General features: G+C 67.4%; 25 protein-coding genes. 14 read left to right on the forward strand and 11 right to left on the reverse strand.

Annotated elements, in window-relative coordinates; genetic code table 11:
• The first annotated feature begins 50 nt into the window (after positions 1-50).
• The 6 genes from U5798_RS03660 to U5798_RS03685 all read left to right on the forward strand — a co-directional run bounded on the left by U5798_RS03660 (position 51) and on the right by U5798_RS03685 (position 7,544).
• On the forward strand, positions 51-1,184 hold the full coding sequence (locus tag U5798_RS03660; protein ID WP_322081232.1) for an acyl-CoA dehydrogenase family protein: 1,134 nt from the start codon (positions 51-53) through the stop codon (positions 1,182-1,184).
• A 165-nt stretch (positions 1,185-1,349) separates the two neighbouring features.
• The gene (locus tag U5798_RS03665; RefSeq protein WP_322081233.1) at positions 1,350-3,056 is read left to right on the forward strand and encodes an AMP-binding protein; all 1,707 of its coding nucleotides are present in this window, start codon (positions 1,350-1,352) and stop codon (positions 3,054-3,056) included.
• A gap of 113 nt (positions 3,057-3,169) precedes the next feature.
• Complete coding sequence (locus tag U5798_RS03670; protein ID WP_322081234.1) at positions 3,170-4,699, forward strand: CoA-acylating methylmalonate-semialdehyde dehydrogenase; 1,530 nt, start codon at positions 3,170-3,172, stop codon at positions 4,697-4,699.
• 18 nt (positions 4,700-4,717) lie between these two features.
• Complete coding sequence (gene mmsB / locus U5798_RS03675) at positions 4,718-5,617, forward strand: 3-hydroxyisobutyrate dehydrogenase (protein ID WP_322081235.1); 900 nt, start codon at positions 4,718-4,720, stop codon at positions 5,615-5,617.
• Complete coding sequence (locus tag U5798_RS03680; RefSeq protein ID WP_322081485.1) at positions 5,617-6,408, forward strand: enoyl-CoA hydratase; 792 nt, start codon at positions 5,617-5,619, stop codon at positions 6,406-6,408. The genes mmsB and U5798_RS03680 overlap by 1 nt, the downstream gene beginning before the upstream one ends.
• Entirely contained in the window at positions 6,405-7,544 is a 1,140-nt protein-coding gene (locus U5798_RS03685; protein WP_322081236.1) for an enoyl-CoA hydratase/isomerase family protein, read from the forward strand. The genes U5798_RS03680 and U5798_RS03685 overlap by 4 nt, the downstream gene beginning before the upstream one ends.
• Before the next feature lie 43 nt (positions 7,545-7,587).
• Here the strand turns inward: U5798_RS03685 and U5798_RS03690 are convergent, their stop codons facing one another.
• Entirely contained in the window at positions 7,588-8,508 is a 921-nt protein-coding gene (locus U5798_RS03690; RefSeq protein ID WP_322081237.1) for a LysR family transcriptional regulator, read from the reverse strand.
• Between the two features lie 178 nt (positions 8,509-8,686).
• Here U5798_RS03690 and U5798_RS03695 point away from each other — a divergent pair, with 178 nt between their 5' ends.
• Positions 8,687-10,225 carry an MFS transporter gene (locus U5798_RS03695; protein WP_322081238.1) on the forward strand — a complete coding sequence of 513 codons (1,539 nt, stop codon included), beginning with the start codon at positions 8,687-8,689 and terminating at the stop codon, positions 10,223-10,225.
• Between the two features lie 37 nt (positions 10,226-10,262).
• Here the strand turns inward: U5798_RS03695 and U5798_RS03700 are convergent, their stop codons facing one another.
• The 7 genes from U5798_RS03700 to U5798_RS03730 form a co-directional block, all read right to left on the reverse strand.
• A complete protein-coding gene (locus U5798_RS03700) occupies positions 10,263-11,636 on the reverse strand; it encodes an efflux transporter outer membrane subunit (protein WP_322081239.1) in 1,374 nt (457 codons plus the stop codon).
• 13 nt (positions 11,637-11,649) lie between these two features.
• Complete coding sequence (locus U5798_RS03705) at positions 11,650-13,701, reverse strand: MacB family efflux pump subunit (protein ID WP_322081240.1); 2,052 nt, start codon at positions 13,699-13,701, stop codon at positions 11,650-11,652.
• 2 nt (positions 13,702-13,703) lie between these two features.
• Positions 13,704-14,888 carry a macrolide transporter subunit MacA gene (gene macA / locus U5798_RS03710; protein ID WP_322081241.1) on the reverse strand — a complete coding sequence of 395 codons (1,185 nt, stop codon included), beginning with the start codon at positions 14,886-14,888 and terminating at the stop codon, positions 13,704-13,706.
• Positions 14,889-15,156: 268 nt separating this feature from the next.
• On the reverse strand, positions 15,157-15,732 hold the full coding sequence (locus tag U5798_RS03715; protein ID WP_322081242.1) for an HD domain-containing protein: 576 nt from the start codon (positions 15,730-15,732) through the stop codon (positions 15,157-15,159).
• A gap of 78 nt (positions 15,733-15,810) precedes the next feature.
• Positions 15,811-16,377 carry a helix-turn-helix transcriptional regulator gene (locus tag U5798_RS03720; protein WP_322081243.1) on the reverse strand — a complete coding sequence of 189 codons (567 nt, stop codon included), beginning with the start codon at positions 16,375-16,377 and terminating at the stop codon, positions 15,811-15,813.
• A 36-nt stretch (positions 16,378-16,413) separates the two neighbouring features.
• A complete protein-coding gene (locus U5798_RS03725; protein ID WP_124456622.1) occupies positions 16,414-17,052 on the reverse strand; it encodes a hypothetical protein in 639 nt (212 codons plus the stop codon).
• Between the two features lie 34 nt (positions 17,053-17,086).
• Complete coding sequence (locus tag U5798_RS03730; protein ID WP_185658286.1) at positions 17,087-17,230, reverse strand: hypothetical protein; 144 nt, start codon at positions 17,228-17,230, stop codon at positions 17,087-17,089.
• Positions 17,231-17,398: 168 nt separating this feature from the next.
• Here U5798_RS03730 and U5798_RS03735 point away from each other — a divergent pair, with 168 nt between their 5' ends.
• The 3 genes from U5798_RS03735 to U5798_RS03745 all read left to right on the forward strand — a co-directional run bounded on the left by U5798_RS03735 (position 17,399) and on the right by U5798_RS03745 (position 20,405).
• The gene (locus U5798_RS03735) at positions 17,399-18,802 is read left to right on the forward strand and encodes a DUF308 domain-containing protein (RefSeq protein WP_322081244.1); all 1,404 of its coding nucleotides are present in this window, start codon (positions 17,399-17,401) and stop codon (positions 18,800-18,802) included.
• 94 nt (positions 18,803-18,896) lie between these two features.
• Entirely contained in the window at positions 18,897-19,475 is a 579-nt protein-coding gene (locus tag U5798_RS03740; RefSeq protein ID WP_322081245.1) for a hypothetical protein, read from the forward strand.
• A gap of 198 nt (positions 19,476-19,673) precedes the next feature.
• A complete protein-coding gene (locus tag U5798_RS03745) occupies positions 19,674-20,405 on the forward strand; it encodes a ribonuclease T2 (RefSeq protein WP_124456625.1) in 732 nt (243 codons plus the stop codon).
• A 133-nt stretch (positions 20,406-20,538) separates the two neighbouring features.
• Here the strand turns inward: U5798_RS03745 and U5798_RS03750 are convergent, their stop codons facing one another.
• Together U5798_RS03750 and U5798_RS03755 are read right to left on the reverse strand one after the other, a co-directional pair.
• Positions 20,539-21,162 carry an isochorismatase family cysteine hydrolase gene (locus U5798_RS03750; protein ID WP_124456626.1) on the reverse strand — a complete coding sequence of 208 codons (624 nt, stop codon included), beginning with the start codon at positions 21,160-21,162 and terminating at the stop codon, positions 20,539-20,541.
• Between the two features lie 138 nt (positions 21,163-21,300).
• Positions 21,301-21,675, reverse strand: a complete 375-nt coding sequence (locus tag U5798_RS03755; protein ID WP_124456627.1) for a cytochrome c — start codon at positions 21,673-21,675, stop codon at positions 21,301-21,303.
• Positions 21,676-22,072: 397 nt separating this feature from the next.
• Between U5798_RS03755 and U5798_RS03760 the strand changes: the two genes are divergently transcribed.
• Entirely contained in the window at positions 22,073-22,741 is a 669-nt protein-coding gene (locus U5798_RS03760) for an alpha/beta fold hydrolase (RefSeq protein ID WP_260434997.1), read from the forward strand.
• A gap of 96 nt (positions 22,742-22,837) precedes the next feature.
• Positions 22,838-23,287 carry a hypothetical protein gene (locus tag U5798_RS03765; RefSeq protein ID WP_124456629.1) on the forward strand — a complete coding sequence of 150 codons (450 nt, stop codon included), beginning with the start codon at positions 22,838-22,840 and terminating at the stop codon, positions 23,285-23,287.
• Between the two features lie 83 nt (positions 23,288-23,370).
• Here the strand turns inward: U5798_RS03765 and U5798_RS03770 are convergent, their stop codons facing one another.
• On the reverse strand, positions 23,371-24,285 hold the full coding sequence (locus U5798_RS03770) for a glutaminase (protein WP_124456630.1): 915 nt from the start codon (positions 24,283-24,285) through the stop codon (positions 23,371-23,373).
• Positions 24,286-24,509: 224 nt separating this feature from the next.
• On the opposite strand from U5798_RS03770, the gene U5798_RS03775 reads away from it, so the two are divergent.
• Together U5798_RS03775 and U5798_RS03780 are read left to right on the forward strand one after the other, a co-directional pair.
• Positions 24,510-25,220, forward strand: coding sequence for a response regulator (locus U5798_RS03775; RefSeq protein ID WP_124456631.1), 711 nt, complete (start codon positions 24,510-24,512; stop codon positions 25,218-25,220).
• A 64-nt stretch (positions 25,221-25,284) separates the two neighbouring features.
• The gene (locus U5798_RS03780; RefSeq protein WP_322081246.1) at positions 25,285-26,415 is read left to right on the forward strand and encodes an ATP-binding protein; all 1,131 of its coding nucleotides are present in this window, start codon (positions 25,285-25,287) and stop codon (positions 26,413-26,415) included.
• Positions 26,416-26,599 lie beyond the last annotated feature (184 nt).

The following is a 26,599-nucleotide window of genomic DNA, read 5'->3' on the forward strand; positions in this document are numbered from 1 at the left end:
TCGAAACGCAAGGACGGTCGCGCCCGGCGGCCGCGGGAGACAGCAGCACCATGGACGAGCTTTACACCGAAGACCAGCGGATGATCCGCGACGCCGCGCGCGCCTTTGCGACCGAGATGCTGGCGCCGTACGCGGCGCAGTGGGACCACGACGCGCACCTGCCGGACGCGATCGTCGCGCAGCTCGGCGAACTCGGCCTGCTCGGGATGATCGTGCCGCAGGAGCTGGGCGGTTCGTATACGGACTACGTGGCCTACGCGCTGGCGATGGAAGAGGTCGCAGCCGGCGACGCCGCCTGCGCGACGATGATGAGCGTGCACAACTCGGTCGGCTGCGGGCCGATCCTCGGCTTCGGCACGCCCGCGCAGAAGGATCGCTGGCTGGCCGACATGGCGGCGGGCCGCGTGATCGGCGCGTTCTGCCTGACCGAGCCGCAGGCCGGTTCCGAGGCGAACAACCTGCGCACGCGTGCGGAGCTGCGCGACGGCAAATGGGTGCTGAACGGCGCGAAGCAGTTCGTGACCAACGGCCAGCGCGCCGGTGTCGCGATCGTTTTTGCCATGACCGACCCGGAAGCCGGCAAGCGCGGCATTTCCGCGTTCCTGGTGCCGACCGACACGCCGGGCTTCATCGTCGGCAAGCCGGAGAAGAAGATGGGCATCCGCGCGTCGGATACGTGCCCGATCACCTTCGAGAACTGCGCTATCCCAGAGGAAAACCTGCTCGGCAACCGCGGCGAAGGGCTGAAGATCGCGCTGTCGAACCTCGAAGGCGGCCGCATCGGCATCGCCGCGCAGGCGCTCGGCATCGCGCGCGCCGCGTTCGACAAGGCGCGCCGCTATGCGGGCGAGCGCGTGCAGTTCGGCAAGCCGATCGCCGAGCATCAGGCGATCCAGCAGAAGCTCGCCGACATGGCCGTGCAGATCAACGCCGCGCGCCTGCTCGTGCATCACGCGGCGAAGCTGCGCACGGCCGGCCTGCCGTGCCTGTCGGAAGCGTCGCAGGCGAAGCTGTTCGCGTCCGAGATGGCCGAGCGCGTATGTTCGGATGCGATCCAGATCCACGGCGGCTACGGCTACCTGGTCGATTACGAAGTCGAGCGTCACTATCGCGACGCGCGCATCACGCAGATTTACGAAGGCACCAGCGAAGTGCAGCGGATGGTGATCGCGCGGCAGCTTTGACGCGCGCCGGTCGCACCGTTTGAAACGTCAGGCAGGGCACGAGGGCAGCGCGGTGAACGCGGCACGCAACGACGTGACCGTGCGCCGTGCAACACGGAACCGGGCATGTGCTGCAGCACAGGCGCCGGTTGACCGCTGGGCATGGAGACTGGACGGAGACGACACATGACGGTACAGGCATTCCTGAACGCACGCGACTTTCTGCTGCGCCATCGCACCGACTACGAGACCGCGTACCGCGATTTCGAATGGCCGGTGCTCGATGCGTTCAACTGGGCGCTCGACTACTTCGACCCGATGGCGCGCGGCAACGACCAGCCCGCGCTGTGGATCGTCGATGCGGCAACCGGCACGGGCGATCCGTATTCGTTCGCGCAGATGTCCGAGCGTTCGTCGCGGATCGCGAACTGGCTGCGATCGATCGGCGTCGTACGCGGCGACCGCATCCTGCTGATGCTGCCGAACCGTGTCGAGCTGTGGGACGCGATGCTCGCCGCGATGAAGCTCGGCGCGATCGTGCTGCCTGCCACCACGCAGCTGTCGCCCGACGACGTGCGCGACCGCGTGCAGATCGGCGGCGCGAAATACGTGATCGTCGACGAGAACGAAACCGCGAAATTCGAACAGCCTGACCTCGGCCTCGCGCAGAAGATCGTCGCCGGCGCGCCGCGCGCGGGCTGGCTCGCGATGAACGACGGCTACGCGGCGAGCGCCGTATTCGAGCCGGACGCCGTCACGCACGCCAACGATCCGATGCTGCTGTACTTCACGTCGGGCACGACGTCGAAGCCGAAGCTCGTCGAGCACACGCACCGCACCTATCCGGTCGGCCATCTGTCGACGATGTATTGGGTCGGCCTGCAGCCGGGCGACATCCACTGGAACATCAGCTCGCCGGGCTGGGCGAAGCATGCATGGAGCTGCTTCTTCGCGCCGTGGAATGCGCAGGCTTGCGTGTTCGCCTTCAACTACGCGCGCTTCGAGCCGAAGGTCGTGCTCGATGCGCTCGTCAAATACCGGGTGACGACGCTGTGCGCGCCGCCGACCGTGTGGCGCATGCTCGTGCAGCAGCCGCTCGCGTCGTTCGACGTGAAGCTGCGCGAGATCGTCGGCGCGGGCGAGCCGCTGAATCCCGAGATCATCGAGCGCGTGAAGAAGGCGTGGAACATCTCGATTCGCGACGGCTACGGCCAGACCGAGACGACCTGCCTGATCGGCAACTCGCCGGGCCAGCCGGTTGTCGCGGGCTCGATGGGCCGGCCGTTGCCCGGCTACCGGATCGCGCTGCTCGACCCGGACGGCGCGCCGGTGACCGAAGGCGAAGTCGCGCTGCCGATCGGCGCGGACGTCACGCGCCCGGTCGGGCTGATGACCGGCTACGCGAACAATCCCGACGCGACGGCCCACGCGATGCGCGACGGCCACTACCGCACGTCGGACATCGCGATGCGCCGCGATGACGGCTACTACGTGTACATCGGCCGCGCGGACGACGTATTCAAGTCGTCCGACTACCGGCTGAGCCCGTTCGAACTCGAGAGCGTGCTGATCGAGCATCCGGCGATCGCCGAGGCGGCCGTCGTGCCGAGCCCCGACCCCGTGCGGCTGTCGGTGCCGAAGACCTTCATCACGCTGCGGCAGGGCTACGAGGAAAGCCCCGAACTCGCGCTGGAGATCTTCCGTTTCTCGCGCGAGAAGCTCGCGCCGTACAAGCGCATCCGCCGCCTGCAGTTCGCGGAGCTGCCGAAGACGATCTCGGGGAAGATCCGCCGCGTCGAGCTGCGCCGCCGCGAGATCGAACGCGGCGACGACGCGAGCGCGCGCATGCCGGGCGAGTACTGGGAAGAGGATTTTGCTGCTGAACTGAAATGACGTGACCGCGGGCCGCGCGCGCCGCATGTCGCGGCGGCCGCCCGCAGCCGAACTGAACCGGCCGCACGGCGGCATGACGCTACGCCGCGGCCCACTGCAAGGAGAGAACGCTGATGAACGCGAATCCGACGCCCCGTGAAGGGCAAGACGTGCCGACGGTCAAGCTGCTGATCGACGGCGCCTTCGTCGAGTCCGCCACCCGCGAGTGGCGCGACATCGTCAACCCGGCGACGCAGCAGGTGCTCGCGCGCGTGCCGTTCGCGACCGTCGCGGAAGTCGACGCGGCCGTGCAGGCCGCGCATACCGCGTATGCGACGTGGAAGAACACGCCGATTTCCGCGCGCATGCGCATCATGCTGAAGTTCCAGGATCTCGTGCGCACGAACCTGCAGCGCATCGCGAAGACGCTGACGGCCGAGCAGGGCAAGACGATCCCCGACGCCGAAGGCGACATCTTCCGCGGCCTCGAAGTCGTCGAGCATGCGTGCTCGGTCGGCACGCTGCAGCTCGGCGAATTCGCGGAGAACGTCGCGGGCGGCGTCGATACCTACACGCTGCGCCAGCCGCTCGGCGTGTGCGCGGGCATCACGCCGTTCAACTTTCCCGCGATGATTCCGCTGTGGATGTTCCCGATGGCGATCGTGTGCGGCAACACGTTCGTGCTGAAGCCGTCGGAACAGGATCCGATGTCGACGATGGAACTCGTCGCACTCGCGATCGAGGCCGGCGTACCGAAAGGCGTGCTGAACGTCGTGCACGGCGGCAAGGAAGTCGTCGATGCGATCTGCACGCATCCGCTCGTGAAGGCGATCTCGTTCGTCGGCTCGACGGCGGTCGGCACGCACGTGTACAACCTCGGCAGCGCGCACGGCAAGCGCGTGCAGTCGATGATGGGCGCGAAGAACCACGCGATCGTCCTGCCTGACGCGAACCGCGAGCAGGCGCTCAATGCGCTCGTCGGCGCGGGCTTCGGCGCGGCCGGCCAGCGCTGCATGGCGACCTCGGTCGCGGTGCTCGTCGGCCGTGCGCGCGACTGGCTGCCGGACCTCGTCGCGAAGGCGAAGGCGCTGAAGGTCAATGCGGGTGCGGAAGCCGGCACGGACGTCGGGCCGGTCGTGTCGAAGGCCGCGAAGGAACGCATCCTGTCGCTGGTCGAGGCGGGCGTGAAGGAAGGCGCGAAGCTCGAACTCGACGGCCGCGGCGTGAAGGTGGACGGCTACGAACACGGCAACTTCATCGGCCCGACGATCTTCTCGGGCGTGACCACCGACATGTCGGTCTACACGCATGAAATCTTCGGCCCCGTGCTGGTCGTGATGGAAGTCGACACGCTCGACGAAGCGATCGCGCTCGTCAACGCGAACCCGTTCGGCAACGGCGTCGGCCTGTTCACGCAGAGCGGCGCGGCGGCCCGCAGGTTCCAGAGCGAGATCGACATCGGCCAGGTCGGCATCAACATCCCGATCCCGGTGCCGGTGCCGTTCTTCAGCTTCACCGGCTCGCGCGGCTCGAAGCTCGGCGATCTCGGCCCGTACGGCAAGCAGGTCGTGCAGTTCTACACGCAGACCAAGACGGTCACCGCGCGCTGGTTCGACGACGACACGACGGCCGGCCCGGTGAACACGACGATCCGGCTGCATTGAGCGACGGAGGAAACGAACATGAAAATCGGATTTATCGGCCTCGGCCACATGGGCGCGCCGATGGCGCTGAACCTGCTGAAAGCCGGCCACGACGTGCACGCGTTCGACCTGAGCGCCGACGCATTGCGCGCGCTGCAGGACGCCGGCGCGCAGGCGGCCGCGTCGCCGCGCGATGCGGCGTCGGGCGCGACGTTCGTGATCACGATGCTGCCGGCCGCGCCGCACGTGCGCTCCGTGCTGTCCGGCGAGAACGGCGTGCTGGCTGGCCTCGGCGCGGGCGCGACCGTGATCGATTCGAGCACGATCGACCCGGCCAGCGCGCAGGCATTCGGCGCGCTGGTGCGCGAGCACGGCGGCGCGTTCGTCGATGCGCCGGTGTCGGGCGGCACCGGCGGTGCGGCAGCCGGCACGCTGACCTTCATGGTCGGCGGCAGCGACGCGGATTTCGAGCGCGTGAAGCCGGTGCTCGCCGGCATGGGCAAGAACATCGTCCATTGCGGCGCGACGGGCATGGGGCAGGTCGCGAAGGTCTGCAACAACCTCGTGCTCGGCATCTCGATGGCGGCCGTGTCCGAGGCGATGTCGCTCGGCGTCGCGCTCGGCATCGACCCGAAGGTGCTGGCCGGCATCGTCAACACGTCGACGGGCCGCTGCTGGAGTTCGGACACCTACAACCCGTATCCGGGCGTGATCGAGACCGCGCCGTCGTCGCGCGGCTACTCGGGCGGCTTCGGCACCGACCTGATGCTGAAGGATCTCGGCCTCGCGAACGACGCGGCGAAGCAGGCGCGCCAGCCCGTCTATCTCGGCGCGCTCGCGCAGCAGCTGTACCAGACGATGAGCAGCCGCGGCGACGGCCAGCTCGATTTCTCGGCGGTGATCCGCCTGTATCAACCGGCAACGAAGAAGGACGCATGATGATCGAACTGGACTACGTCGACGACGGCGCGATCGCGTGCGCGACGCTCAAGCGTCCGCCTGCGAACGCGTTTACCGCGCAAGGGCTGCAGCAATTGCAGGCAGCCGTCGCGGATCTGAATGCGAACCCGCGCGTGCGCGCACTGGTGATCACCGGCGACGGCCCGAAGTTCTTCAGCGCGGGCGCCGATCTCAACACGTTCGCCGACGGCGATCGCGCGGTCGCGCGCGAGATGGCGTCGCGCTTCGGTGCGGCGTTCGAGGCGCTGCACGACGCGCGCGTCGTGACGATCGCCGCGATCAACGGCTATGCGATGGGCGGCGGGCTCGAATGCGCGCTCGCGTGCGACCTGCGGATCGCCGAGACGCATGCGCAGATGGCGCTGCCCGAGCCGTCGGTCGGCCTGCTGCCGTGCGGGCTCGGCACGCAGACGCTGCCCTGGCTCGTCGGCGAAGGCTGGGCGAAGAAGATCATCCTGACCGGCGCGCGCGTCGACGCGGCCACCGCGCTGCGGATCGGCCTCGTCGAGGACGTGGTGGAGAGCGGCGGCGCACGCGATGCGGCGCTGGCGCTGGCGCGCAACGTCGCGCGGCAGAGCCCGCACGCGGTCGCGTACAGCAAGGAACTGATCGGCCTCGCGCGCCGTGGCGTGCCGCGCAGCGCGGCGCTCGCGGTCGAGCGCGAACGCTTCGTCGACCTGTTCGAGACGAACGAGCCGCGCGAAGGCGTGGCCGCGTTCCTCGGCAAGCGCGCGCCGCAGTGGCAGACCGACGGGGAGCCGCAACGATGAGCACGCCGGTCACGAGTCGCGACGCATTCGCGGAGCACGCGCCCGAGGTGCTGTTCCGCGTGGTGAACCGCGTGGCGCTGATCACGCTGAACCGTCCGGCCGCGCTCAACGCGCTGTCGTACGCGATGATCGGCGAGCTGGCCGCGCTGTTCGAGCGCTGCCGCGACGACAGCCAGATCGTCGCGGTCGTGCTGCGCGGCGCGGGCGAGAAGGGTTTCTGCGCGGGCGGCGACGTGCGTGCGCTGTACCGGATGGTCGCGCAGCGCGAAACCTGGCTGCCGTTCTTCGTCGACGAATACCGGCTCGACTACGCGATTCACACGTTCCCGAAACCGGTGGTCGCGCTGATGGACGGCGTGACGATGGGCGGCGGCATGGGGCTCGCGCAGGGCGCGGCGCTGCGCGTCGCGACCGAGCGCAGCAGGATCGCGATGCCGGAGACGCGCATCGGCCTCGTGCCCGACGTCGGCGCGACGCATTTCCTGTCGCGCATGCCGGTCGAACTCGAGCTGTACGTCGGGCTGACCGGCGCGATGCTGTCGGGTGCCGATGCATTGACCGCGAAGCTCGCGGACCTGTGCGTGCCGTCCGCATGGCTCGATACGTTCGAGACGCGCATCGAAAGCGTCAAGTGGGACAGCGATGCGCTGCCGCTGCTGCGCAAGGTGTTCGAGCCGCCGTGCAACGTGGTGCCGCACGCGGCGCTCGACAGCCAGATGCCGTGGATCGTCCGTCACTTCGACAAGCGCTCGACCGTCGAGCGGATCGTCGCGACGCTCACGCAGGATCTCGCGCGTGAAGAGCTGTCGCGCGAGCACCGTCAATGGCTGCAGGCGACGCTCGATGCGCTCGCGAGCCATTCGCCGACGATGCTCTCGGTGACGCGCGAGGCGCTGCTGCGCGGCCGGCAGATGACGCTCGCCGAATCGTTCCGGATGGAGCTCGGCATCGTGGCACGCGCGATCGAGGAAGGCGACTTCTGCGAAGGCGTGCGCGCGCATCTCGTCGACAAGGATCGCAAGCCGCGCTGGGCGCCCGCGTCGCTCGTCGAAGTGCGTGCCGAACGCGTGCGGCATTTCCTGACGTCGCCGTGGAAGCTGTTCGCGCATCCGCTCGCCGATCTCGGCGCGGCGTGATCTCCCGACGCGCCGCGCATCGGCGCGTCGGTTTCGACTCATCTCATCGCACTTCGTCCGGGCGCTCGATCATCGGCGGAACCGCCTGTGCGAGCGCGTCGATCACGCAGCGCGTCTTGCGCGGCAGGTAGCGCGTCTTCGGCCAGATCGCGTGAATGTCGCCTTCGCACACGAAGCAGCGATCGAGCACGACGACCATCTCGCCGCGCTTCACGTAATGGTCGAGCAGCCAGCTCGGCACCCATGCGATCCCGAACCCCGACGCACCGGCCGCCGCGATCGCCTGCACGTCGTCGAAACTCAGCTGGTGCGGCATGTCGATCCGCACCGTCGTGCCGTCCGGCGCGCGCAAGTCCCACGGTTGAACCACGCCCGAGCGTGAATACGCGATCGTCCGGTGATGCTTCAGGTCGTCGAGCGTCTTCGGCGTCCCATGGCGCGCGAGATACGACGGCGCCGCGCCGAGGCTGCCGTATTGCGTGCCGAGCCGGCGTACCGCGAGGCTCGTGCTGTCCGCGAGCGTGCCGATCCGCACCGCGAGGTCGATGCCTTCCTCGACGAGATCGACGAAGCGGTCGGTGATCGACACGTCGATCCGCAGGTGCGGGTAAGTGCGCGCGAGATCGAGCACGATCGGCGTCACGCAGTGGTGCCCGAACGCGAGCGGCACGCTCAGCCGCAGCTTGCCGCGCGCTTCGTTGCGGCCGCAATCGAGATCGGCTTCCGCCGCCTCGAGTTCCGCCAGCGCACGCACGCAGCGGTCGTAATACGCCTGGCCGTCGTCGGTCAGGCTCTGGCTGCGCGTCGTGCGCTGCAGCAGCCGCGCGCCGAGCCGCTTTTCGAGCCGCGCGATCGCCTTGCCGACCGCCGAGCGCGTCATGTCGAGCCGCTCCGCCGCGAGCGCGAAGCTGCCCGATTCCACTACCTGGACGAAGGTCGTCACGCCGTCGAGTCTGTCGGTCATCGCTGGTTGCGTCGATTGGGTCCTGAAATTCCCCAGTTCGTGGAAATATGCGCGTCAATGGGGCGGGAAATTCTCACTATAGTACCGATTCCTGTCCAGCGTGCGTTGCCGGCCGCACGCGGCGATGCCTACTCACCTGGAGGCGCGCGGCTCGTGACCGGGCCGCCGCGCAATACGCATGACGCTATCCGACTCCCGCAGGAATGCGGTCGCACTCGCGGCCGTCTGTCTCACGTCGCTGATGTTCGGCCTCGAAATCTCGAGCGTGCCGGTGATCCTGCCGACGCTCGAACACGTGCTGCATGGCGATTTCAACGGCATGCAGTGGATCATGAACGCGTACACGATCGCATGCACGACGGTGCTGATGGCGGCCGGCACGCTCGCCGACCGGTTCGGCCGCAAGCGCGTGTACGTGATCGGCACCGCGCTGTTCGGCGCGACGTCGCTGCTGTGCGGGCTCGCGCCGAACGTGCCCGTGCTCGTCGCGGGCCGGTTGCTGCAGGGCGCGAGCGGCGGCGCGATGCTGATCTGCCAGATTGCCGTGCTGTCGCACCAGTTCCGCGAGGGCCGCGAGCGCGGCCGCGCGTTCGGGATCTGGGGGATCGTGTTCGGCATCGGGCTCGGCTTCGGGCCGATCGTCGGTGGCGCGATCGTCGCGCTGGCGAGCTGGCCGTGGGTGTTCCTCGTCCATGCGCCGCTCGCGGCCGTCGCGCTCGTGCTGATCGGCGGCGCGGTGCAGGAGTCGCGCGATCCGCATGCGGGCACGCTCGACGTCGCGGGCATCGTCACGCTGTCGCTCGCGGTGCTCGGCCTCGCGTTCTACATCACGCAAAGTGCGGAACTCGGGCTGACGAGTGCAGCCGGCCTCGGCGTACTCGGCGCGACCGTGCTTGCGGTGATCGGTTTCGTCATCGCGGAGCGCGCCAGCGCGCGGCCGATGTTCGACTTCCAGGTGTTCCGGATCCGCGCGTTCACCGGTGCGATCTTCGGCTCGATGGGGATGAACTTCAGCTTCTGGCCGTTCATGATCTACCTGCCGATCTGGTTCCAGGTCGCGCTCGGCTACGACAGCGTGACGGCCGGCCTCGCGTTGCTCGCGTACACGCTGCCGACGCTGGTCGCGCCGCCGGTCGGCGAGCGGCTCGCGCTGCGCTACGGGCCGGGCGTCGTGATTCCGGGCGGCCTGTTCACGATCGCGGCCGGCTTCGCGCTGATGCGGCTCGGCAGCGCGGCCGAGCATGCGAGCTGGCTGACGATGCTGCCCGGCTGCGTGATCGCCGGCATCGGGCTCGGCTTGACGAACACGCCCGTCACGAACACGACGACGGGCGCGGTGCCGAGTTCGCGGGCCGGGATGGCGTCGGGCATCGACATGAGTGCACGGATGATCTCGCTCGCGCTGAACATCGCGGCGATGGGCTTCGTGCTGGTCGCGGGGATCGTCGCGAGCCTGAAGGGCGGGGCGGCCGGCGCGATCGGCGATGCCGCGCTGCGCCGGCTCGCGCAGGAGATCGCGTCGGGCCGCACCGACGGGCTGAACGCGATCGCGCCGGCGCTCGCGCAGGCCGACCCGACCGGTGCGGCATTGCATGCGGCGCTCGTGCACGGCTTCGGCTGGGTGATGGTGTACGGTGCGGCCGGCGTGGCCGTGCTCGCCACGGCGAGCGCAGTGGCGTTCGCGCCCGCGCGACGCCGGGCGGCCGTGTGCGAGTGAGGCGGTCGACGCGCGGCGTGCGACTTGTGGCGGCCGGTCAGGACGTCCCGCCGCCGAGCGCGCGGTACAGCGTCATCTGGTTGTTGAGCCGATTCAGGCGCGTCAGTTCATCGGCGCTTTGCGCGTTCCTCAGTACCTGCTGCTGGTCGAGCCACGGCTGCACGGCGGTCGCGCCGGCCGCGAAGCGCGCGGCGGCCAGCCGCTCGGCACGCTGCGCCTGGGCCAGCGACAGCGCGCGCTGTTCGGCTTCGCGTTCGAGCTGCACGCGCGCCGACAGCGCATTCTCGACTTCCGCGAGCGCCGTGTAGAGCCGTTGGCGGAAGCCGACTACCGCTTCCTCGTACTGCGACTTCGACACCTTGATCTGCAACTGCATCGTGTTCCACTGGATGAACGGCAGCGCGAGGCCGAGCCCGAGCGTGCCGACCGGATTCGTCAGCACGCGTTCGAGGCTCGCGCTCGATGTGCCGGCGCTGCCGGTCAGCGTGAAGGTCGGGTAGAAGCTCGTGCGTGTCGCATCGACCTGCGCGAGCGATTCGCGCAGCCGGAATTCCGCCGCACGCAGGTCGGGGCGCCGGCCGAGCAGGCTCGCGGGCAGGCCGGCCGCCACTTCCGGCGGGGCCGCGTCGGACAGTGCCGACGGTTCGGCCGCGAGCTGCTGCGGCGGCCGGTCGAACAGGATCGCGAGCGCGTGGCGGTTCTCGGTGCGTTGCTGGATCAACTGCGTCTGCGCGGCGCGTTGCGCGGCGAGGCTCTGTTCGGCCTGCGCGAGATCGAGCCCCGACACGGCGCCGGCCGTGTGCCGCGACCGGACGACGGCGAGCGTGCGCACGGCATACGCGATGTTCGCGTCGCCGAGCGCGATCTGCCGGTTCAGATAGCCGAGCTGCCAGTACAGCGACGCGGTCGTGCCGATCAACGACAGCCGCGCGGCTTCGAGATCGGCGGCCGTCGCGTCGGCTTCCCAGCGCGCGGCGTCGCGCAACGCGGCAAGTCTCCCCCACAGGTCGATTTCATAGCTCAGCGAACCATTGATGCCGCTCGACCGGCTCGTCCGGTGCGTATCGAGCGTGCGCGACACGGCGCCGTTCGCGCCGAGCGTCACGTTGGGCGTCAGGTTCGTGTCGACGAGCCCGGCCTGCAACTGCGCGCGATAGACGCGGATCGCCGCGATCGCGAGGTCGTTGTTGGCGCGCAGCGCGTCGTCGATCAGCGCGTCGAGTTGCGGATCGCCGAAGCTGCGCCACCAGTCGCGCGTGGCGGCCGGCGCGTCGGCCGCGACCGGCGCGGCCCAGTTCGCGGGCATCGCGACGGCCGGCAGCGGCTCATGGCGTGCGCCCGCGCAGCCGGCGAGCAGCGCGGCGGCACAGGCGAATGCGCCGAGGCGGTGAAGCGGTGAGGAATGCGTCATGGCAGGTTTTTCGTCAGTCGCGCGCGAGCGCATCGATCGGATCGAGCCGCGACGCGTTGCGCGCGGGCATGAACCCGAAAATCACACCGGTGAGCGTCGAGCACACGAACGCCGTCACGATCGCGCCGGCCGAGAACACCATCTTCCACTGCGTGACGAACATCGAGAACAGCGCGCCGAGCCCGAACGACAGCGCGATGCCGATCGTGCCGCCGAGCAGGCAGACGAGCACGGCCTCGACGAGGAACTGTTGCAGGATGTCCGACTGGCGCGCGCCGACCGCCATCCGGATGCCGATCTCGCGCGTGCGCTCGGTGACCGACACCAGCATGATGTTCATCACGCCGATCCCGCCGACGACGAGCGAGATCACGGCGATCAGCGACAGCAGCAGCGTCAGCGACTGGCCGGTCTTCTCGACGGTCTTGACCACGCTGTCCATGTTGTACGTGAAGAAGTCCTTGCGCCCGTGGCGCTGGATCATCAGCTTCTCGAGGCTTTTCTCGGCGGCGGGGCTCGGCTGCCCGTCGCGCACGCGCACGGTGATGCTGTCGAGATGACGCTGGCCGAACAGGCGGCCGCTCGCGGTCGTGTACGGCACCCACACGTTCAGGCTCTTCACGCTGCCGAATGCACTCTTCTTGTCGGCGGTCACGCCGATCACGACGCACGGCACGTTGTCGGCCAGGATCACTTCGCCCACCGGATTGCGCGTCGCGCCGAACAGCTTGCGGCGCGTGTTCTGGTCGATCACGGCGACCTGCGCCTGGCGGCGCACTGCATCGTCGTCGAACGCCACGCCGAGCGCGAAACGCATCCCGCGCGTCTGGAAGTAGCTGTCGCCGACGCCGCTCACGAGCGCATGGACGTCGATGTTGCGGTAGCGCAGCAGCAGCGTGCGCGACGTTTCGGGCGTCGCGCTGTCGACGTACGGCTGCTCGGCGAGCGCGGCGACATCGGCCGGCACGAGCGTCTGGATCGTGTCCGCGCGGCTGTCGCCCCAGTCGCTGCCCGGATAGAGGCTGATCGTATTGGTGCCGATGCTGCCGATCTCGTCGAGCATGTAGCGCTTCGCGCCTTCACCGACCGCGACGATCGACACGACCGACGTGATGCCTATGATGATGCCGAGCATCGTCAGCAGCGTGCGCAGCCTATGTGACACGAGCGCGATCCACGCCATCCGGCATGCTTCGGCGAAACGGCCGGTGCCGGCCGCGAAGCGCGGGGCGCGTGGGCCGGCATCGGTATCGGCACCGGCGACGGCGGGTGGTGGTTCATCGTGACGACCGCTTGCTGGCGGCGTGCCGGCTGCCACGGCGGTTGCGGCGGCATCGGTCGTCTCGATGCCGGTTTCCGCGAGCGCTTCCGCGTACTGGCGATTCGGCCGGTCGGCGACGATCTCGCCGTCGCTGATCTCGATGATGCGCCGCGCATGGCGCGCGACGGCCTTGTCGTGCGTGACGATCACGATCGTATGGCCGAGCGCGTTCAGCTCGTGCAGGATGCGGATCACGTCCTGGCCGCTCTTCGTGTCGAGCGCGCCGGTCGGTTCGTCGGCGAGGATCACCTGGCCGCCGTTCATCAGCGCGCGTGCGATGCTCACGCGCTGCTGCTGGCCGCCGGACAGCTGCCCCGGCCGGTGATGCGCACGATCCGCGAGCCCGAGGCGCGCGAGCAGTTCGCGTGCGCGTGCGTGCCGCGCCGCGCGCGTGGTGCCCGCGTAGATCGCGGGCATTTCGAGGTTCGCGACCGCGTCGACGTGCGGCAGCAGGTGATAGCGCTGGAACACGAAGCCGAAGTGCTCGCGCCGCAGCTGCGCGAGCTCGTCGCTGTCGAGCATGTGCGTGTCGCGGCCGCCGACCGTATAGATCCCTTCGCTCGGGTGATCGAGGCAGCCGAGGATGTTCATCAGCGTCGACTTGCCCGAGCCCGACGCGCCGACGATCGCGACGATCTCGCCCGCGTCGATCGACAGGTTCACGTTGTTCAGGACGACGACGTCCTTGTCGCCGGCGGGAAAGCGTCGCGTGACGGCCGAGAGTTTCAGCAGGGGCTGGCTCATCGTCACAACGCGTCCGACAGCGGTACGTGCTCGTCCGCCGAGGCTTCGCCGATCACCACGCGCTCGCCGTCCTTCAGGCCGGCCAGCACTTCGACGCGCACGTTGTTGTTGATGCCGATGCGGACATGCCGCGTTTCCGTGCTGCCGTCGGCGCGCAGCACGCGCACCGCACAGGTGCCGTCCTTGCGCTTCTCGCCGAGTGCGGCGGCCGGAATGCTGAGCGCGTTGCGTGCGTCGCCGAGCACGATGTTGACCTGCGCGGTCATCGCGATACGCAGCCGGTGCTCGGGATTCGGCACGTCGAACAGCGCGTTGTAGAACACTGCGGCGTTCGGCTTTGCGCCGCCTCCGCCGAGCGGGCTTTGTGCGTCGGCGTAGTTCTGCGGCGCCGGTTCGATCGCGCGCAGTTTGCCGTAATGACGCTTGTCCGGTTCGCCGAGGCTCGTGAAATACGCGGTCTGGCCGGCGCTCACGCGAATCACGTCGGCTTCCGACACCTGCGCCTTCACGGTCATCGTGTCGAGATTCGCGAGCTTCAGGATCACCGGCGCCTGCTGCTGCGCGATCACGGTCTGGCCTTCCTGCGTGACGATCGCGACGACCTCGCCGTCGATCGGCGCGACGATGCGCGTATAGCCGAGGTTGGCCTGCGCGGTCTCGATCTGGATGCGGGCCGAACGGATCTGCGCGGCGAGCGACGCGAGGGTCGCTCGCTGCACGTCGAGCGTCGCCTTTGCGGCCTCGAACGATTCGCGCGACGTCGCGTCGTCGGGCAGCATCGCCTGCTGGCGGCGGAACGCGAGTTCGGCTTGCGTCAGTTGCGCGGCCGCCGATTGCTGTTGCGCGCGCAGGCTTTCTTCGCTGGCGCGCGCCTGGCGCAGCGCGTTTTCCGAGATCACGGGATCGATTTCGGCGAGCCACTGGCCCTTCGTGACCTTGTCGCCGAGCTTGACCTTCAGCGTCTTCAACTGTCCCGACACCTGCGCGCCGACGTCGACCTGCCTGAACGCCTGCAGCGCGCCGGTCGCGAGCACCGCGTTCTCGAGATCGCCGCGCGTGACGGGCGCGGACAGGTATTGCGGATGCTTGTCGGGCGCGCAGGCCTTCAGCGTCACGCCGGCGGCGATCGCGACGACGGCGAGGGTGGCCAGCACGATGCGCCGGCGGCGATGGGTCTTCTGGGTCATGAGAACGCTGCGAGGATGAGGCGGCGCCGGCGATGCGTGCCGCCGAGCGGGACGAGGCGGTCGGCGTCGCATGCCGGGCATGTCGCCCGCAACGGCATCCGCATACGCATCGCGCGGGCGTGCCGAGTCGAATCAGGCGCTCATGGTAAGCGAGGATTTCGCGACAAATCGTGTGGAATTTGTGCTGAATTGTGCGAATGCCGTGCCGGAGCGGGGGCCGGGCTGCAGCATGGTTGCCAATCGTGACGCCGGAGGGGGGAGGCCCGCGTTACCGCCGCGCGGCGTCGATCCTGCGCTGCGTATCGGCGTCGACGATCTCGCGGATTGCGCTGAACAGCGGTGCAGCGTCGGTATAGCGCCGTCCGTAGCCGAGATTGAACGCGTAGTCGAAATCGGGCGGATTGCTGCCCTGGTTGTGCTGCAGGATCGTTTCGAGCTTGTCGAGCGCCTTCGCCGCGCGTGCTTCCGGCGACGCGGCCGCCTCGTATTCGTCCCACAGCGCGACGATCTCGTCGCGCCGCGTGAGGTCGAGCGATGCCGTCAGCGTCAGCAGGTCGTCGCGCTCGTGCGCGCTCTTGTCGGGGTGCGCGGCCTGCTCGATTGCGGGGATGTCGCCGTGCAGCGCCTCGCCGAGATCGTGGACGACGCACAGCTTCAGCAGCTTCAGCGTGTCGATGCCGGGCAGTGCGTCGGCGAACACGAGCGCCATCAGGCACAGCCGCCAGCTGTGCTCGGCCGTGCTTTCGGGGCGGCCGCCCGACGTATGGCCGCTGCGCAGCACGTCCTTCAGGCGTTCGGCTTCGCGCAGGAAATCGAGCCGTGCGCGGATCGTATCGGGGTTCATGGTCGGCTCCTTGCGATGAGCCGCCAAGCGTACGCCGGCCGCGTACGGTTCGTCCACGCATGAAATATGCGCGGGGTGTCAGTGCGCGTCGAGCGTTTCCACCAGCCGCACCGCCGCACCGTCCGACAGCGTCATCCGTGTCCATCGGCAGCGGCTGCCGCGAATCGGCACGACGCGCGACGCATTCGCGCCGGTGTCGAACTCGACGCTCGGCGGCCCCGCGCGGTCGTGCCAGCCGAGCGGGGCGAGCGCGGCTTCCATGCCGACGATCTCCGGCGTCGCGTAGCGCCACAGCGACGTGCCGAGCAGCATCGAAAGCGGTTGCGAGAACTCGGCTGCGCGCGCCGGCGAGCTGGCGAGCAGGCGGTGCGTGAGATCGCACACGAGATGCATGCGGCCCGCGCTGCCGGCGATCAGCCGCGCGAGCGCGTGGTCGCCCGCCGAATCGACGCGCGCGGCGAGCAACCGCTCGGCCGTCGCGCGCTCGTCGGGCGACATCTGCTGGCGGCCGGCTTCCCAGCGCGAGATCGTCGATTGCGCGACGCCGAACAGTTCGGCCGCATGGCTTTGCTTGACGCGGTGCAGCGCGCGCCAGCGCTTGAGCTGCGGGCCGAGCGGCGGCGTATGAAGCGGTGAGGCGGTCATGGCGATGCTCCTGTGGCGGCCGTACGGCGCACGCCGTTACATGATCCGGAGGCCGCCGTTCGCCTTGATCGCGATCGCCGCGAACGGCACGAGCACGATGCCACCCAGCACGAGCACGCCGTCGGCGGCCACGGTGATCGGCGTGGCGAGAATCCGCAGCCCCATGCCGACGACGGACGGCGATTCCCTGATGGTGACCGAGTACGGGCGGTTGAACGGCTGCGCGGCCGTCTTGTCCTGCTCGACGAAGCCTTCGGTCGAGTAGCGCTTGCCGTCGATGTCGCCTTCGAGCACGAGGCCGGCGGTCTCGCTCACGAAGCCGTCGGCGGCAGCGGCCCGTCGATCGTCGTCCGAAGCATCTTTCGGCAGCACGATCCGGTAATGCCCGGTGACGCCGCCGCCTCTCGCATGAAAATCGGCAAACGTCGTGCGCACCGATTTCCGGTAGCCGGACTGCAGTACCGGCCGCAACCGCGCCGGCAGATCGAAGATGTAATGGTAGCGCGTGCCGAGGACGACCAGTTTCTTGCCGTCTTCGGTAATCATGAATGCGGATACGTTTTCGCTGTAAGCGTCGTTCTTGTACAGCTTCGGCGTGAAACAGCCCGACAGCGCGAGGCTGCTCGCGGCCATGCCCGCGGCCAGCAGGCGCCGGCGCGTGATCGATATGCTCATTTCTTGTTGTCCCGTCTGTGCGGTTCGGTTCTATTCAGAGGCTTTCGCCCTCGGAAGCCGGATTCTCGCGTATCCGCGGCAGGTTGTCGAACGGGAAATCTGTCATGGCAGCGTGCGGCCCGATCGGCCCGCGCCCCGCCGAAAACGTTTCCGTCGCGCTTTCAACCGGCTCCTTCATATCTTATTATTCGGCCAGAGCGGCGCGTGCCGGCCGCCATCGGTCATGTCGATGGCATGACGCGCCGGCAACGATGACCGCCTTCCGGCCGCCGCGTCGCACGACGCGCGGTCGACATGACAGGGAGCGCGAGGCCGCGCGTATCCCGAAAAATGACACGAGGGCGCGATGGTACGACTGGTGTTGCTGTTGCTGGGCATCGAATATCTGCGAACCCGCTGGCGTGGGCTGACCGTGCTCGGCTGGGTGTGGGTGGCCGCAGGCGTCGGCATCTTCGTCGACGCGCTCGACGGCGCGCTGCATTTCCCGATCGAGCTGTTCGCGTGGCTGTTCCTGATCGAGGGGCTCGCGACGCTCGCGGTGGCCGGCAGCGGTGTCGGCGGGCAGCGCATCCTGCGCTACGTGAAGGGCATCGTGGCCGTGGTGGCCGCGGCGCTCGTGTTCGCCGGCCATCACCACGGCCACTTCCTGCTGTCGATGATCTTCGGCACGCTGTTCCTCGTCGACGGGCTGCTGCAGTGCACGTCCGCGTGGATGGTGCGCTACCGTCGCTGGAACGTCGCGTTCGCGTGGGGCGTCGTCGAGATCCTGCTGGCGGTCTTCTTCTTCCAGCCGTACCCGACGCATTACGCGGGCACCGTACCGTACTGCCTTGGCCTGCTGCTGATGTTCGGCGGGATGCACATGCTGAGCCTCGCCGCGCGCGTGCGGCGGCTGACGCGCAATCCCGCGTTCGCGACGTCGCCCGCGCCGGCGCTCGTGCCCGATCTCGACGATCCGCGCGAGCAGCCGCGGTTCGCGCAATCCGAATGGGACGGCCCGCCGGCCGACGGCGAGCACGCGCTCACCGTGCACGTGTGGACGCCGACCGGCACGTCGAAGGCCGAAGCGCAGCGCTATCCGGTGATCGACCGCTATATCGCGGCGGTCGACGTCAACGGCGTGATCTCGACCGGGCATGCGGCGCTGGAGTCGCCGGAAGGCATCTACATCAGCCTGTACCCTGGCGTCGAAATCGATCGTTCTCCGGATGAATTCACGCGCATCCTGCGCGCGACGCGCGAGAACGACGTGCCGGGCCTGTTCCAGCCCGACTACGCGACCGAGTCGAACGCGTGGTGCCCGTCGACCGTGCGCGTGCGCATCCGCAACTACGATCCGGCGAAGCTCGATGCATTCTGGTCGTCGTACCGGCAAAACGTGACGTACAACCTCACGTACCGCAACTGCTCGAGCACCGTGTCGAACGCGCTCGAAGCCGCGCTCGACGGCGCGGTTTGGCGGCTGAAGGGCGCGCGGGCCGGGTGGGGCGCGTTCGTGCGGCTGTTGCTGACGCCCGAGCTGTGGGTGGCCGCGCAGATCCGCAAGCGTGCGGTGACGATGGCGTGGACGCCCGGTCTCACGCTCGACTACGCACGCGCGCTCAGCATGCTCGCCGATCCGCGGCCGTTTGCGTGGTGGAAGGTCGCGCGCTCGGTGGTGAGCGCGATCATGGCGTCGCGCCGCACGTGGCGGGAGCAGGACAACGCGGCGCTGTCGCCCGGCGGATCGGAGGCGGCGTCGATGAAGTGAAGCGCGTGGCGCCGGACGAGGGCCCGGCGTCACAGGGGCCGCCACCGTGCGGCCCGGTGAGTACGCCCGCCATGACAACCCACAGACGACAACAATGAACGAGACGAGAGCTTTCCGCATCCTGATTCCCGTGGCGCTCGTGCTGGCCGGCGCTGGCTTCGCACAGGCGGGCACGGACGAAGTGCCGCGCATGAGCAATGACGTGTACCGGACATCGGTATCGTTCTGCTCGAACGTCGCGGCCGCCGAGAAGATCGCGTGCCAGGGCGACATGATCGCCGCGGGCAGCCGGATCGTCGCGGCGATCGGCGGCCTGCCGCCGGCGTCCGCCACGGCGATCGACGAAGGCGCGCGCAACAAGCTGCCGCCGGAGGAGCGCAAGGGGCTCGCGCCCGTCGAGCCGGGCGCGATCGACAAGGACGACGACGTGGCCGGGCTCGCCGGCATGGTGCGCCTCTGCGACGTGTACGAATCCGAGCCGGCGTCGCGCGCGCGGCATCACGCGGCGCTGCAGCAGAAGGCGCCCGATGCCGCGCCGCGTGTCGAGGCGCTGCTGGCCGATGCGTCGACGGCGGCCCGCCAGCGCGTCAGTATCGGCGTGTGGCAGATACTCGCGCTCGAAGGCCCCGAAGCGTCCGCTCGCGCGTGCACGCAGCTCGGTAGCGGGTCGTAGCGCCCGCTTGCCGGCATCGCTAGCGACGGAAGGCAACGGTTGGTACCGGTCCCGCGCGTAGCGGAGGCGGCGGTGCGTGCGAATTCTTTCGTCCACCTTCACATTCGTGCCACGTTGCGGCAGCAACAATCGCGGGCAGACATTCGACAACCGTGCGGCGCATCCCGCGACCGCATGCCTTTTCCGAGGAAACACGCCATGCTCAAGACGCTCGCCCGCGCCGCTGCCGCACTCGCCGTCGCTTCCGTTTCACTGCACGCCGCCGCGCAGACCAGCTACGACTACCTGTTGCTTGCCGCATCGTGGGAGCCCGGCTTCTGCGCGTCGCACGACACGCCGGAGTGCACGAACCTCGCCGGCTCGTATGCGGCGACGAGCCTCTCGCTGCATGGCCTGTGGCCGAACCGCTATGACGGCAACCAGCCGTTCTACTGCGGCGTGCCGCAGAACGACATCGACCTCGACAACGCGCACCAGTGGTGCAGCATGGACGCCTACCCGATCAGCAGCGCGACGCGCAATACGCTGTCGACGTACATGCCGGGCGTCGCGTCGTGTCTCGACAAGCACGAGTGGTTCAAGCACGGTACCTGCTCGAACTCGGCGACGCCCGATGCGTACTGGAATCAGGCGTCGGGCATGATCAGCCGGCTCGGCAATACGTCGTTCAACGCGTTCCTGCAGACGAACGCGGGCAAGACGGTCACGCGTAACCAGTTGCTGTCGGCATTCGAAGGCGCGTTCGGCAGCAACACGCGCAGCGCGGTGTCGCTGAAATGCACGAAGACGAACGGCGTGAGCTACTTCACCGAAGCGTGGATCGCGGTGAAGACGGACGCGGCCGCGCAGTTCCCGAGCGCAGCGTCGCTCGTGACGGACGGCAACACGCAGGGCACGTGCCCGACGTCGGGGGTGTTTATCGCGAAGTAAGGCGGATGCGGCTGACGTGCGCGATATCGCGCACGTCGCGGCCGATCCGGGTATTCGGGGATGTCGGGCACGCCGCTGAAAGCGCGCAATGCCGCATCGACCTCATTCTGGCAGCGGTTCGGCTCGTCCGTCGCTATGCCAGCAACCGCAACGCATCCACGAGCCACAGCACCGTCGTGCGCGATTCGAACGCGGTGGCGAACAGATGCTCGTGGACGATCGGGTCCGGGTCGTAGCAGCAATCCTTAACCGTGTAGAGGCGGAAATCCGCGTCGCTCGCGTGGGCGATCGACGACAGCATCACGCCGGTCGACGCAATGCCGACCATGATCAGCGAATCGATGCCTTGCGCGACCAGCCGTGCCTGCAGATCGGTGCCGAAGAACACGCTGGCGCGATGCGCGACGATCAGCGGCTCGTCGGGCTGCTTGCCCAGTTCGGGACACGGGGCATCGTCGATGAAGAGGCCCAGTTGCTTGATGCCCTGACCGTTCTTGTTGAGCGGGCTGACTTCCGGATAGCCGGGGCTGAAGCGGAGGTTCGCGAACCAGGCGCCGACGCCGGCGGCTCGTGCAGCGTCGCACAGACGACGCGTATTGGCGAGCAATTCAGGCGCAACCGACGGGAAGAGGCCGAGGATGTCGGTCTGGTAATGCATGACGAGCAGCGCGGTTTTCGACGGCACGATGGCGGGAATCGGTGCGGAGGCGCCGGGGCCTGAGGTCGTTGCGACTGCTGGTGCGTTGTCCGGATGCATGCGTGATGTTCTCCAGTAACCGCTGCGGGGCGTCAGAAAATCTGATCGTTCTGCATACGTCGTCAACCATGCCGTTTGCTCGCGGCTCGTAGCCTCGCGTGAGGATATCCGTGAGCGCGGCGGGCAACAAGCAAGCATTCAGCTTTTCAAGATCAAGCCACTCAGGTATTGATTCAAATCGCGAAAATCCTTAACCGTCCAGGAGTGGGGCGGTAGCTTTACGCCGTTTTCTCGCAAGGTTTTGGGAATCAGGTCGCCATTCGGGCGAAGTATGACTGACGAGACGATGACGCCCGGATAGTCGCCAAGCCGTTTTTTGAAGGCGGGCGTCGTAAGGTCGGGTGTGGGTGGGTTGCTTTTGTTGGCCAACGGCCCCGTTCCTTTGGCATCTGCTCCGTGGCACATGGCACATCTCGCGAGGAAGATCCTTTTCCCGTTGTCACTGTCCGCAAAGGTCGGTGATGCTTGGGCCAGTAATGAAATCCCTAGAGAGGCGACGACGAATATTTTCATTTTTTTGATTTTGTTTTATGAACTTGTGAATGTCTCTTTGGGGTCGACTGCTGCCGAATGACGAATTCTCGATCGAGCACGCCGATATTCACCTGCCGCAGTCACGCCAGATGACGCGCGCTCGATTTCGCGACTTCAGAAAATCGACCGCCCAGTATAAGTCGTCAACCATTCCAGCGCCAACCAGGCAGACGAGCGCCACGCGGCTGTCGGCGATGGGGTTTCCGCCTGGAGCGGTCAATCGACGATCCGGTTGAAATCCTCGACAATACGTAAGACGTCTTGGTCTCGTTGTGCGAGATCGCGAACGCGTTACCTCAGTCGTCCAACCGGTCCTCGCAGAATGCCATGCCAATTACCGCTCGTCTTTTTGCCCGCAATGCCCTGCGACGGACGCATGTATGCCGATCAACTCGAAGGGTTGAGCGATCTGGTCGTACCGTCCGTCCGGATGCTGGCCTATCCTACGTTCGCTGAAAGCGCCGAGAGGCTGCTTGCTTCTATTGATGGCCCGTTCATCATTGCAGGCACGGCCTACGGTGGCTGTATTGCGATGGAAGTAGTCGCGCGGGCGGCCCAGCGCGTGCGTGGACTGTGGTTGATGAACTGTCAGCCCGGATTACATCCGTATCCGGATCGTGTTCGCGACACCAGCCGAAGGATTCTGGTGGGGGAGCATGAACAAGTTATCGCCGAGTTTGCCGAAAATGCCATTCCCCCTGTAGATGTCAGGTCAAGAGCAGCGTTTGTTCAAATGGCTCGCGATACAGGTGCTGACATGTTCGCACGACAATCCGATGCGACTTTGACTCGCTCGGATCATTGGTCGACGCTGGCCACGAGTGCGATTCCGACACTTCTCATATGGGGCGAGGCAGACCGTTTCGTTCCGGTCGATGTCGGCCGTCGGATCGCCAAGCTGATGCCGCATGCCCGCTTCGAGACGCTGGAAGGATGCGGGCACTTTCCGACGCTGGAGCGGCCGTCGCTTTGTACCGACATTGCTCGGCGCTGGCTGATAGAGCGGGTTATCGGTAACCCCGTCGACGGCATCGCAGCCAGATGAGAGAACCCCGAAACTGTCGGGCGAGAACCGGCCATTCTTGGTCGCTCAATAAGGTTGTATCGTTCGTCGATAATCGATTCTGTCTCTACCCTCTACATGACCACTATTTACGACACCATCGTCTGGTTGCAGTCGAATACCAGTGCGGAGCAATTTCCGATCGCTGAATTTTCTGCCGACACCGACATGGCGACCATGGGATGGGTGTCCTTGACGAGCACAGATCGACCGGAAATCGTCGTTACGCAGGTAACGGCAGAAGAGTTCCGCGCGATAGCGGATGGTACGGACGGTTATCTTGCTATTGAACGCCGGGTAAACGCCGCGCTTAAGCGGTCCGATTTCAAGTGCTCATGGCTGGCGCGTGTTGAAGAAGTTGGCTCGAACGTCGCAGGCGGGTCGTTCCAGACGTTTCGGGAGACGTATCGGCCACCAAAATTGTTTTTCCGAGACATTCTTCACAGTGACTCACTGGCGCAGGAGGTCAGTCGTACGACTCGCTCCGAGTTCGAGCGTAACGGTGGAAAAGTCACTGTTCTCCAGTGACCCGTCCAGCAACCCGGCGCACCGCCGCGCCGATATGAATCGACCGCCGTTGCGCCAGGTGAGGCATGCCTCACCCCAACGCCTCAAAAAATCGACCTTCCCGTATAAGTCGTCAACCACTCCAGCGCCAGCGTCCCCGCCAGCGAGTTCCCGTTCGCATCGAGCCCCGGCGCCCACACGCACACGGCCATCTCACCCGGCAGCACCGCGACGATCCCGCCGCCGACGCCGCTCTTCGCCGGCAGCCCGACGCGATACACGAAATCGCCGGCCGCATCGTAGGTGCCGCAGGTCAGCATCAGCGCCGACAGCCGCTTCGCCGAACTCGAATCGACGACCCGCTCGCCCGTCACCGGTGCGACGCCGCCGTTCGCAAGAAACAGCGCGGCGCTGGCCAGCTCGACGCAGTTCATCTCGATCGCACACTGGCGGCAATACGCGTCGATCACGGTATCGGGCGGCATCTGCATGTTGCCGAAGCTCGCCATGAAATGCGCCATCGCACGATTGCGCTCCGCGTGCTGCAACTCCGACAGCGCGACCCGCGAGTCGTAGTCGATGTCGTTCGCGCCGATCAGCCGCCGCACGAACTCGACGAGCGCCGTCTCGGCCTTCACGAAGCGGCGGCACAGGACGTCGGTGACGACCAGCGCGCCCGCGTTGATGAACGGATTGCGCGGCTTGCCGCGCTCGCTTTCGAGCTGGACGAGCGAATTGAACGCGGTGCCGGACGGCTCGCGGCCGACCCGTTCCCACAGCTCGTCGCCCAGCAGCTGGAACGCGAGCGTGCACGCGAACAGCTTCGAGATGCTCTGGATCGAGAAACGCTCGCGCGCGTCGCCGACCGTGTAAACGTTTCCGTCAAGCGTCACGACGGCCATCCCGAACTTGTCGGCGGGCACTTTCGCGAGTTCGGGAATATAGTCGGCAACCCGTCCCTGGCCGATCCAGGGGGCGAGTTCGGTATGGATGCGTTCGAGAATCGATTGGTAATTCATCACGTCGGGCGGGGTAGAAGCAGAGCCGGGGATTCCGGCGAGCCCGTATGGAACCGCCCCGGCGCCGATTCGTCAAGCGTAGACAGCATCGCGCCCTTATTTTCAAGACCGGCAAACAGGCAAGCGGCGGGCGCAGTATCATGCGGTACGTTTCGGCCGAGGGCCGGCGTCCGGCACGGGCCGGCGCCGTCGCCGCGGCCTTCCTGATGATCCGACCGCTGCCCATGTCTTTTCGTATCCTGCTCGTCGAAGACGACACCCGCCTGTCCACGCTGATCGCCGGCTACCTGCGCAAGAACGACTACGAAGTCGACACTGTGCTGCATGGCGACGCCGCGGTGCCGGCGATCCTGTCCATTCGTCCCGATCTCGTCATCCTTGACGTGAACCTGCCGGGCAAGGACGGCTTCGAAATCTGCCGCGAGGCGCGCAAGCAGTACGACGGCGTGATCATCATGGTGACGGCGCGCGACGAGCCGTTCGACGAGCTGCTCGGCCTCGAATTCGGCGCGGACGACTACGTGCACAAGCCGGTCGAGCCGCGCATCCTGCTCGCGCGGATCAAGGCGCAGTTGCGCCGAGCGCCCGTGCGCGCGACCGAGAATGCCGCGCCGCAGCCCGAGCGCTACGCGTTCGGCAAGTTCTCGATCGATCGCACCGACCGCACCGTCGTGCTGCCCGACGGCAGCACGCCCGACCTGACGTCGGCCGAATTCGACCTGCTGTGGGCGCTCGTGTGCCATGCGGGCGAAGTCGTCAGCCGCGACGACCTGATGCTGCAGTTGCGCGGCGTCGAATTCGACGGCCTCGACCGCACGATCGACGGGCGCATCTCGAAGCTGCGTCGCAAACTGCGCGACGACGCGAGCAACCCGCAGCGGATCAAGACGATCCGCAGCAAGGGTTATCAATTCAGCAAGCACGCGTGGGAATGACGCCGCCCGCGCGCGACGCCGTCACGTTCCGCGCGGGCATTCCGCCCGCCGGCCGGGAGCCGCGATGATTCGACGAACCCGTTCGCACCCCGATGCACCGCCGCTGCCGACGCTGCGCTACGTCAAATGGCGCTGGCTGCATTTCCGCCGCGCATGGACCGACACGCGCGCCGACCGTATACCGAGCTGGTCGCGCCTGTATGTGCGCACCTACCTGCACCTGCTCGGCCTCGTCCTGCTGACCGCGCTGGTGCCGGCGCTCGCGCTGTGCGTCGAATTGTCGCCGCAAGTCGTGTGGCATGCGTTCGACTCGCTGCCGGGCGATATCTGGATCGTGCTCGCGTTCGTGTTCGCCGCGCCCGCGCTCGCCGCGTACCGGTGGATGCGCCCCGTCTGGTCGGATCTCGTGATGGTGCGCGAACGCGCGATCGACTTCACGGGCGGGCGCTTCAACACGCGTGCACGTGAATCGCACAGCGTGATCATCGGCCCGCTCGCGCGCACGCTGAACGCGCTCGCGATGCGCATGGAGCGGCTGATCGCCGCGCAGCGCGACCTGACGAACGGCATTTCGCACGAGCTGCGCACGCCGCTCGCGCGCGTGCGCTTCGCGCTCGAAATGCTGCGCGAGCCGAGCTCCGCGGCCGAGTATCAGGGCGCGCTCGAGAGCATCGCGCAGGACGTGACCGAGCTCGAGGAGCTGATCGACATGAGCCTCACGTACGCGCGGCTCGAATACAGCTCGCTGCAGTCGAACCTCGAGATGACCGCGCCCGTCGCGTGGTTCGAGCATCAGGTCGACGACGCGCAACTGCTGTATCCGGAACGCGCGATCGAGTCGCGCATCGCGATCGCTTCGGACCTGCGCGTGAAGATGGACCGGCGGCTGATGTCGTATGCGATGCGCAACCTGCTGCGCAACGCGAGCAAGTACGCGAGATCGCGGATCGTCGTCGGGATCTCGCTCGTGCACGGCAACATCGGGATCTTCGTCGAGGACGACGGCCCCGGCGTGCCCGAGAGCGAGCGCGAACGGATCTTCGATGCCTTCGTGCGCCTCGACCGCCGCACCGGCGGCTACGGGCTCGGCTTGTCGATCACGCGGCAGGTGCTCCATGCGCACAACGGCCGGATCGCGGTTGTCGATCCGGTCGAGCTCGGCGGCGCGCGCTTCGAAATCAGCTGGCCGGTCTAGCAATTCCGCGCGCGAGGTCCGATCCTCGATCGCCGCGATGGCGGCGCGCTTCGATTGGACGCGCGTCGCCGACGATTCCTGCCGTCCCTTTCCCTCGTTGATGCCTTTTTTGAGCCGCAATCGGACGAAGATTCGTTTGCGGCATGCGCACGCTTTGCATTACGATTGCATTTGCAACTATAAC

Source organism: Burkholderia sp. BCC1972, assembly GCF_905339605.1.
GTDB lineage: Bacteria > Pseudomonadota > Gammaproteobacteria > Burkholderiales > Burkholderiaceae > Burkholderia.

Bases quoted from the DNA above. Each gene is read 5' to 3' on its own strand.
- U5798_RS03670 (WP_322081234.1), top strand. From the start codon at position 3,170: ATGAACGCGAATCCGACGCCCCGTGAAGGGCAAGACGTGCCGACGGTC.
- U5798_RS03685 (WP_322081236.1), top strand. From the start codon at position 6,405: ATGAGCACGCCGGTCACGAGTCGCGACGCATTCGCGGAGCACGCGCCC.
- U5798_RS03665 (WP_322081233.1), top strand. From the start codon at position 1,350: ATGACGGTACAGGCATTCCTGAACGCACGCGACTTTCTGCTGCGCCAT.
- U5798_RS03750 (WP_124456626.1), bottom strand. From the start codon at position 21,162: ATGCATCCGGACAACGCACCAGCAGTCGCAACGACCTCAGGCCCCGGC.
- U5798_RS03715 (WP_322081242.1), bottom strand. From the start codon at position 15,732: ATGAACCCCGATACGATCCGCGCACGGCTCGATTTCCTGCGCGAAGCC.
- U5798_RS03725 (WP_124456622.1), bottom strand. From the start codon at position 17,052: ATGAGCATATCGATCACGCGCCGGCGCCTGCTGGCCGCGGGCATGGCC.
- U5798_RS03745 (WP_124456625.1), top strand. From the start codon at position 19,674: ATGCTCAAGACGCTCGCCCGCGCCGCTGCCGCACTCGCCGTCGCTTCC.
- U5798_RS03755 (WP_124456627.1), bottom strand. From the start codon at position 21,675: ATGAAAATATTCGTCGTCGCCTCTCTAGGGATTTCATTACTGGCCCAA.
- U5798_RS03730 (WP_185658286.1), bottom strand. From the start codon at position 17,230: ATGAAGGAGCCGGTTGAAAGCGCGACGGAAACGTTTTCGGCGGGGCGC.
- U5798_RS03735 (WP_322081244.1), top strand. From the start codon at position 17,399: ATGGTACGACTGGTGTTGCTGTTGCTGGGCATCGAATATCTGCGAACC.
- U5798_RS03680 (WP_322081485.1), top strand. From the start codon at position 5,617: ATGATCGAACTGGACTACGTCGACGACGGCGCGATCGCGTGCGCGACG.
- U5798_RS03700 (WP_322081239.1), bottom strand. From the start codon at position 11,636: ATGACGCATTCCTCACCGCTTCACCGCCTCGGCGCATTCGCCTGTGCC.
- U5798_RS03760 (WP_260434997.1), top strand. From the start codon at position 22,073: ATGTATGCCGATCAACTCGAAGGGTTGAGCGATCTGGTCGTACCGTCC.
- U5798_RS03660 (WP_322081232.1), top strand. From the start codon at position 51: ATGGACGAGCTTTACACCGAAGACCAGCGGATGATCCGCGACGCCGCG.
- U5798_RS03765 (WP_124456629.1), top strand. From the start codon at position 22,838: ATGACCACTATTTACGACACCATCGTCTGGTTGCAGTCGAATACCAGT.
- U5798_RS03720 (WP_322081243.1), bottom strand. From the start codon at position 16,377: ATGACCGCCTCACCGCTTCATACGCCGCCGCTCGGCCCGCAGCTCAAG.
- U5798_RS03775 (WP_124456631.1), top strand. From the start codon at position 24,510: ATGTCTTTTCGTATCCTGCTCGTCGAAGACGACACCCGCCTGTCCACG.
- mmsB (WP_322081235.1), top strand. From the start codon at position 4,718: ATGAAAATCGGATTTATCGGCCTCGGCCACATGGGCGCGCCGATGGCG.
- U5798_RS03770 (WP_124456630.1), bottom strand. From the start codon at position 24,285: ATGAATTACCAATCGATTCTCGAACGCATCCATACCGAACTCGCCCCC.
- macA (WP_322081241.1), bottom strand. From the start codon at position 14,888: ATGACCCAGAAGACCCATCGCCGCCGGCGCATCGTGCTGGCCACCCTC.
- U5798_RS03705 (WP_322081240.1), bottom strand. From the start codon at position 13,701: ATGAGCCAGCCCCTGCTGAAACTCTCGGCCGTCACGCGACGCTTTCCC.
- U5798_RS03695 (WP_322081238.1), top strand. From the start codon at position 8,687: ATGACGCTATCCGACTCCCGCAGGAATGCGGTCGCACTCGCGGCCGTC.
- U5798_RS03740 (WP_322081245.1), top strand. From the start codon at position 18,897: ATGAACGAGACGAGAGCTTTCCGCATCCTGATTCCCGTGGCGCTCGTG.
- U5798_RS03780 (WP_322081246.1), top strand. From the start codon at position 25,285: ATGATTCGACGAACCCGTTCGCACCCCGATGCACCGCCGCTGCCGACG.
- U5798_RS03690 (WP_322081237.1), bottom strand. From the start codon at position 8,508: ATGACCGACAGACTCGACGGCGTGACGACCTTCGTCCAGGTAGTGGAA.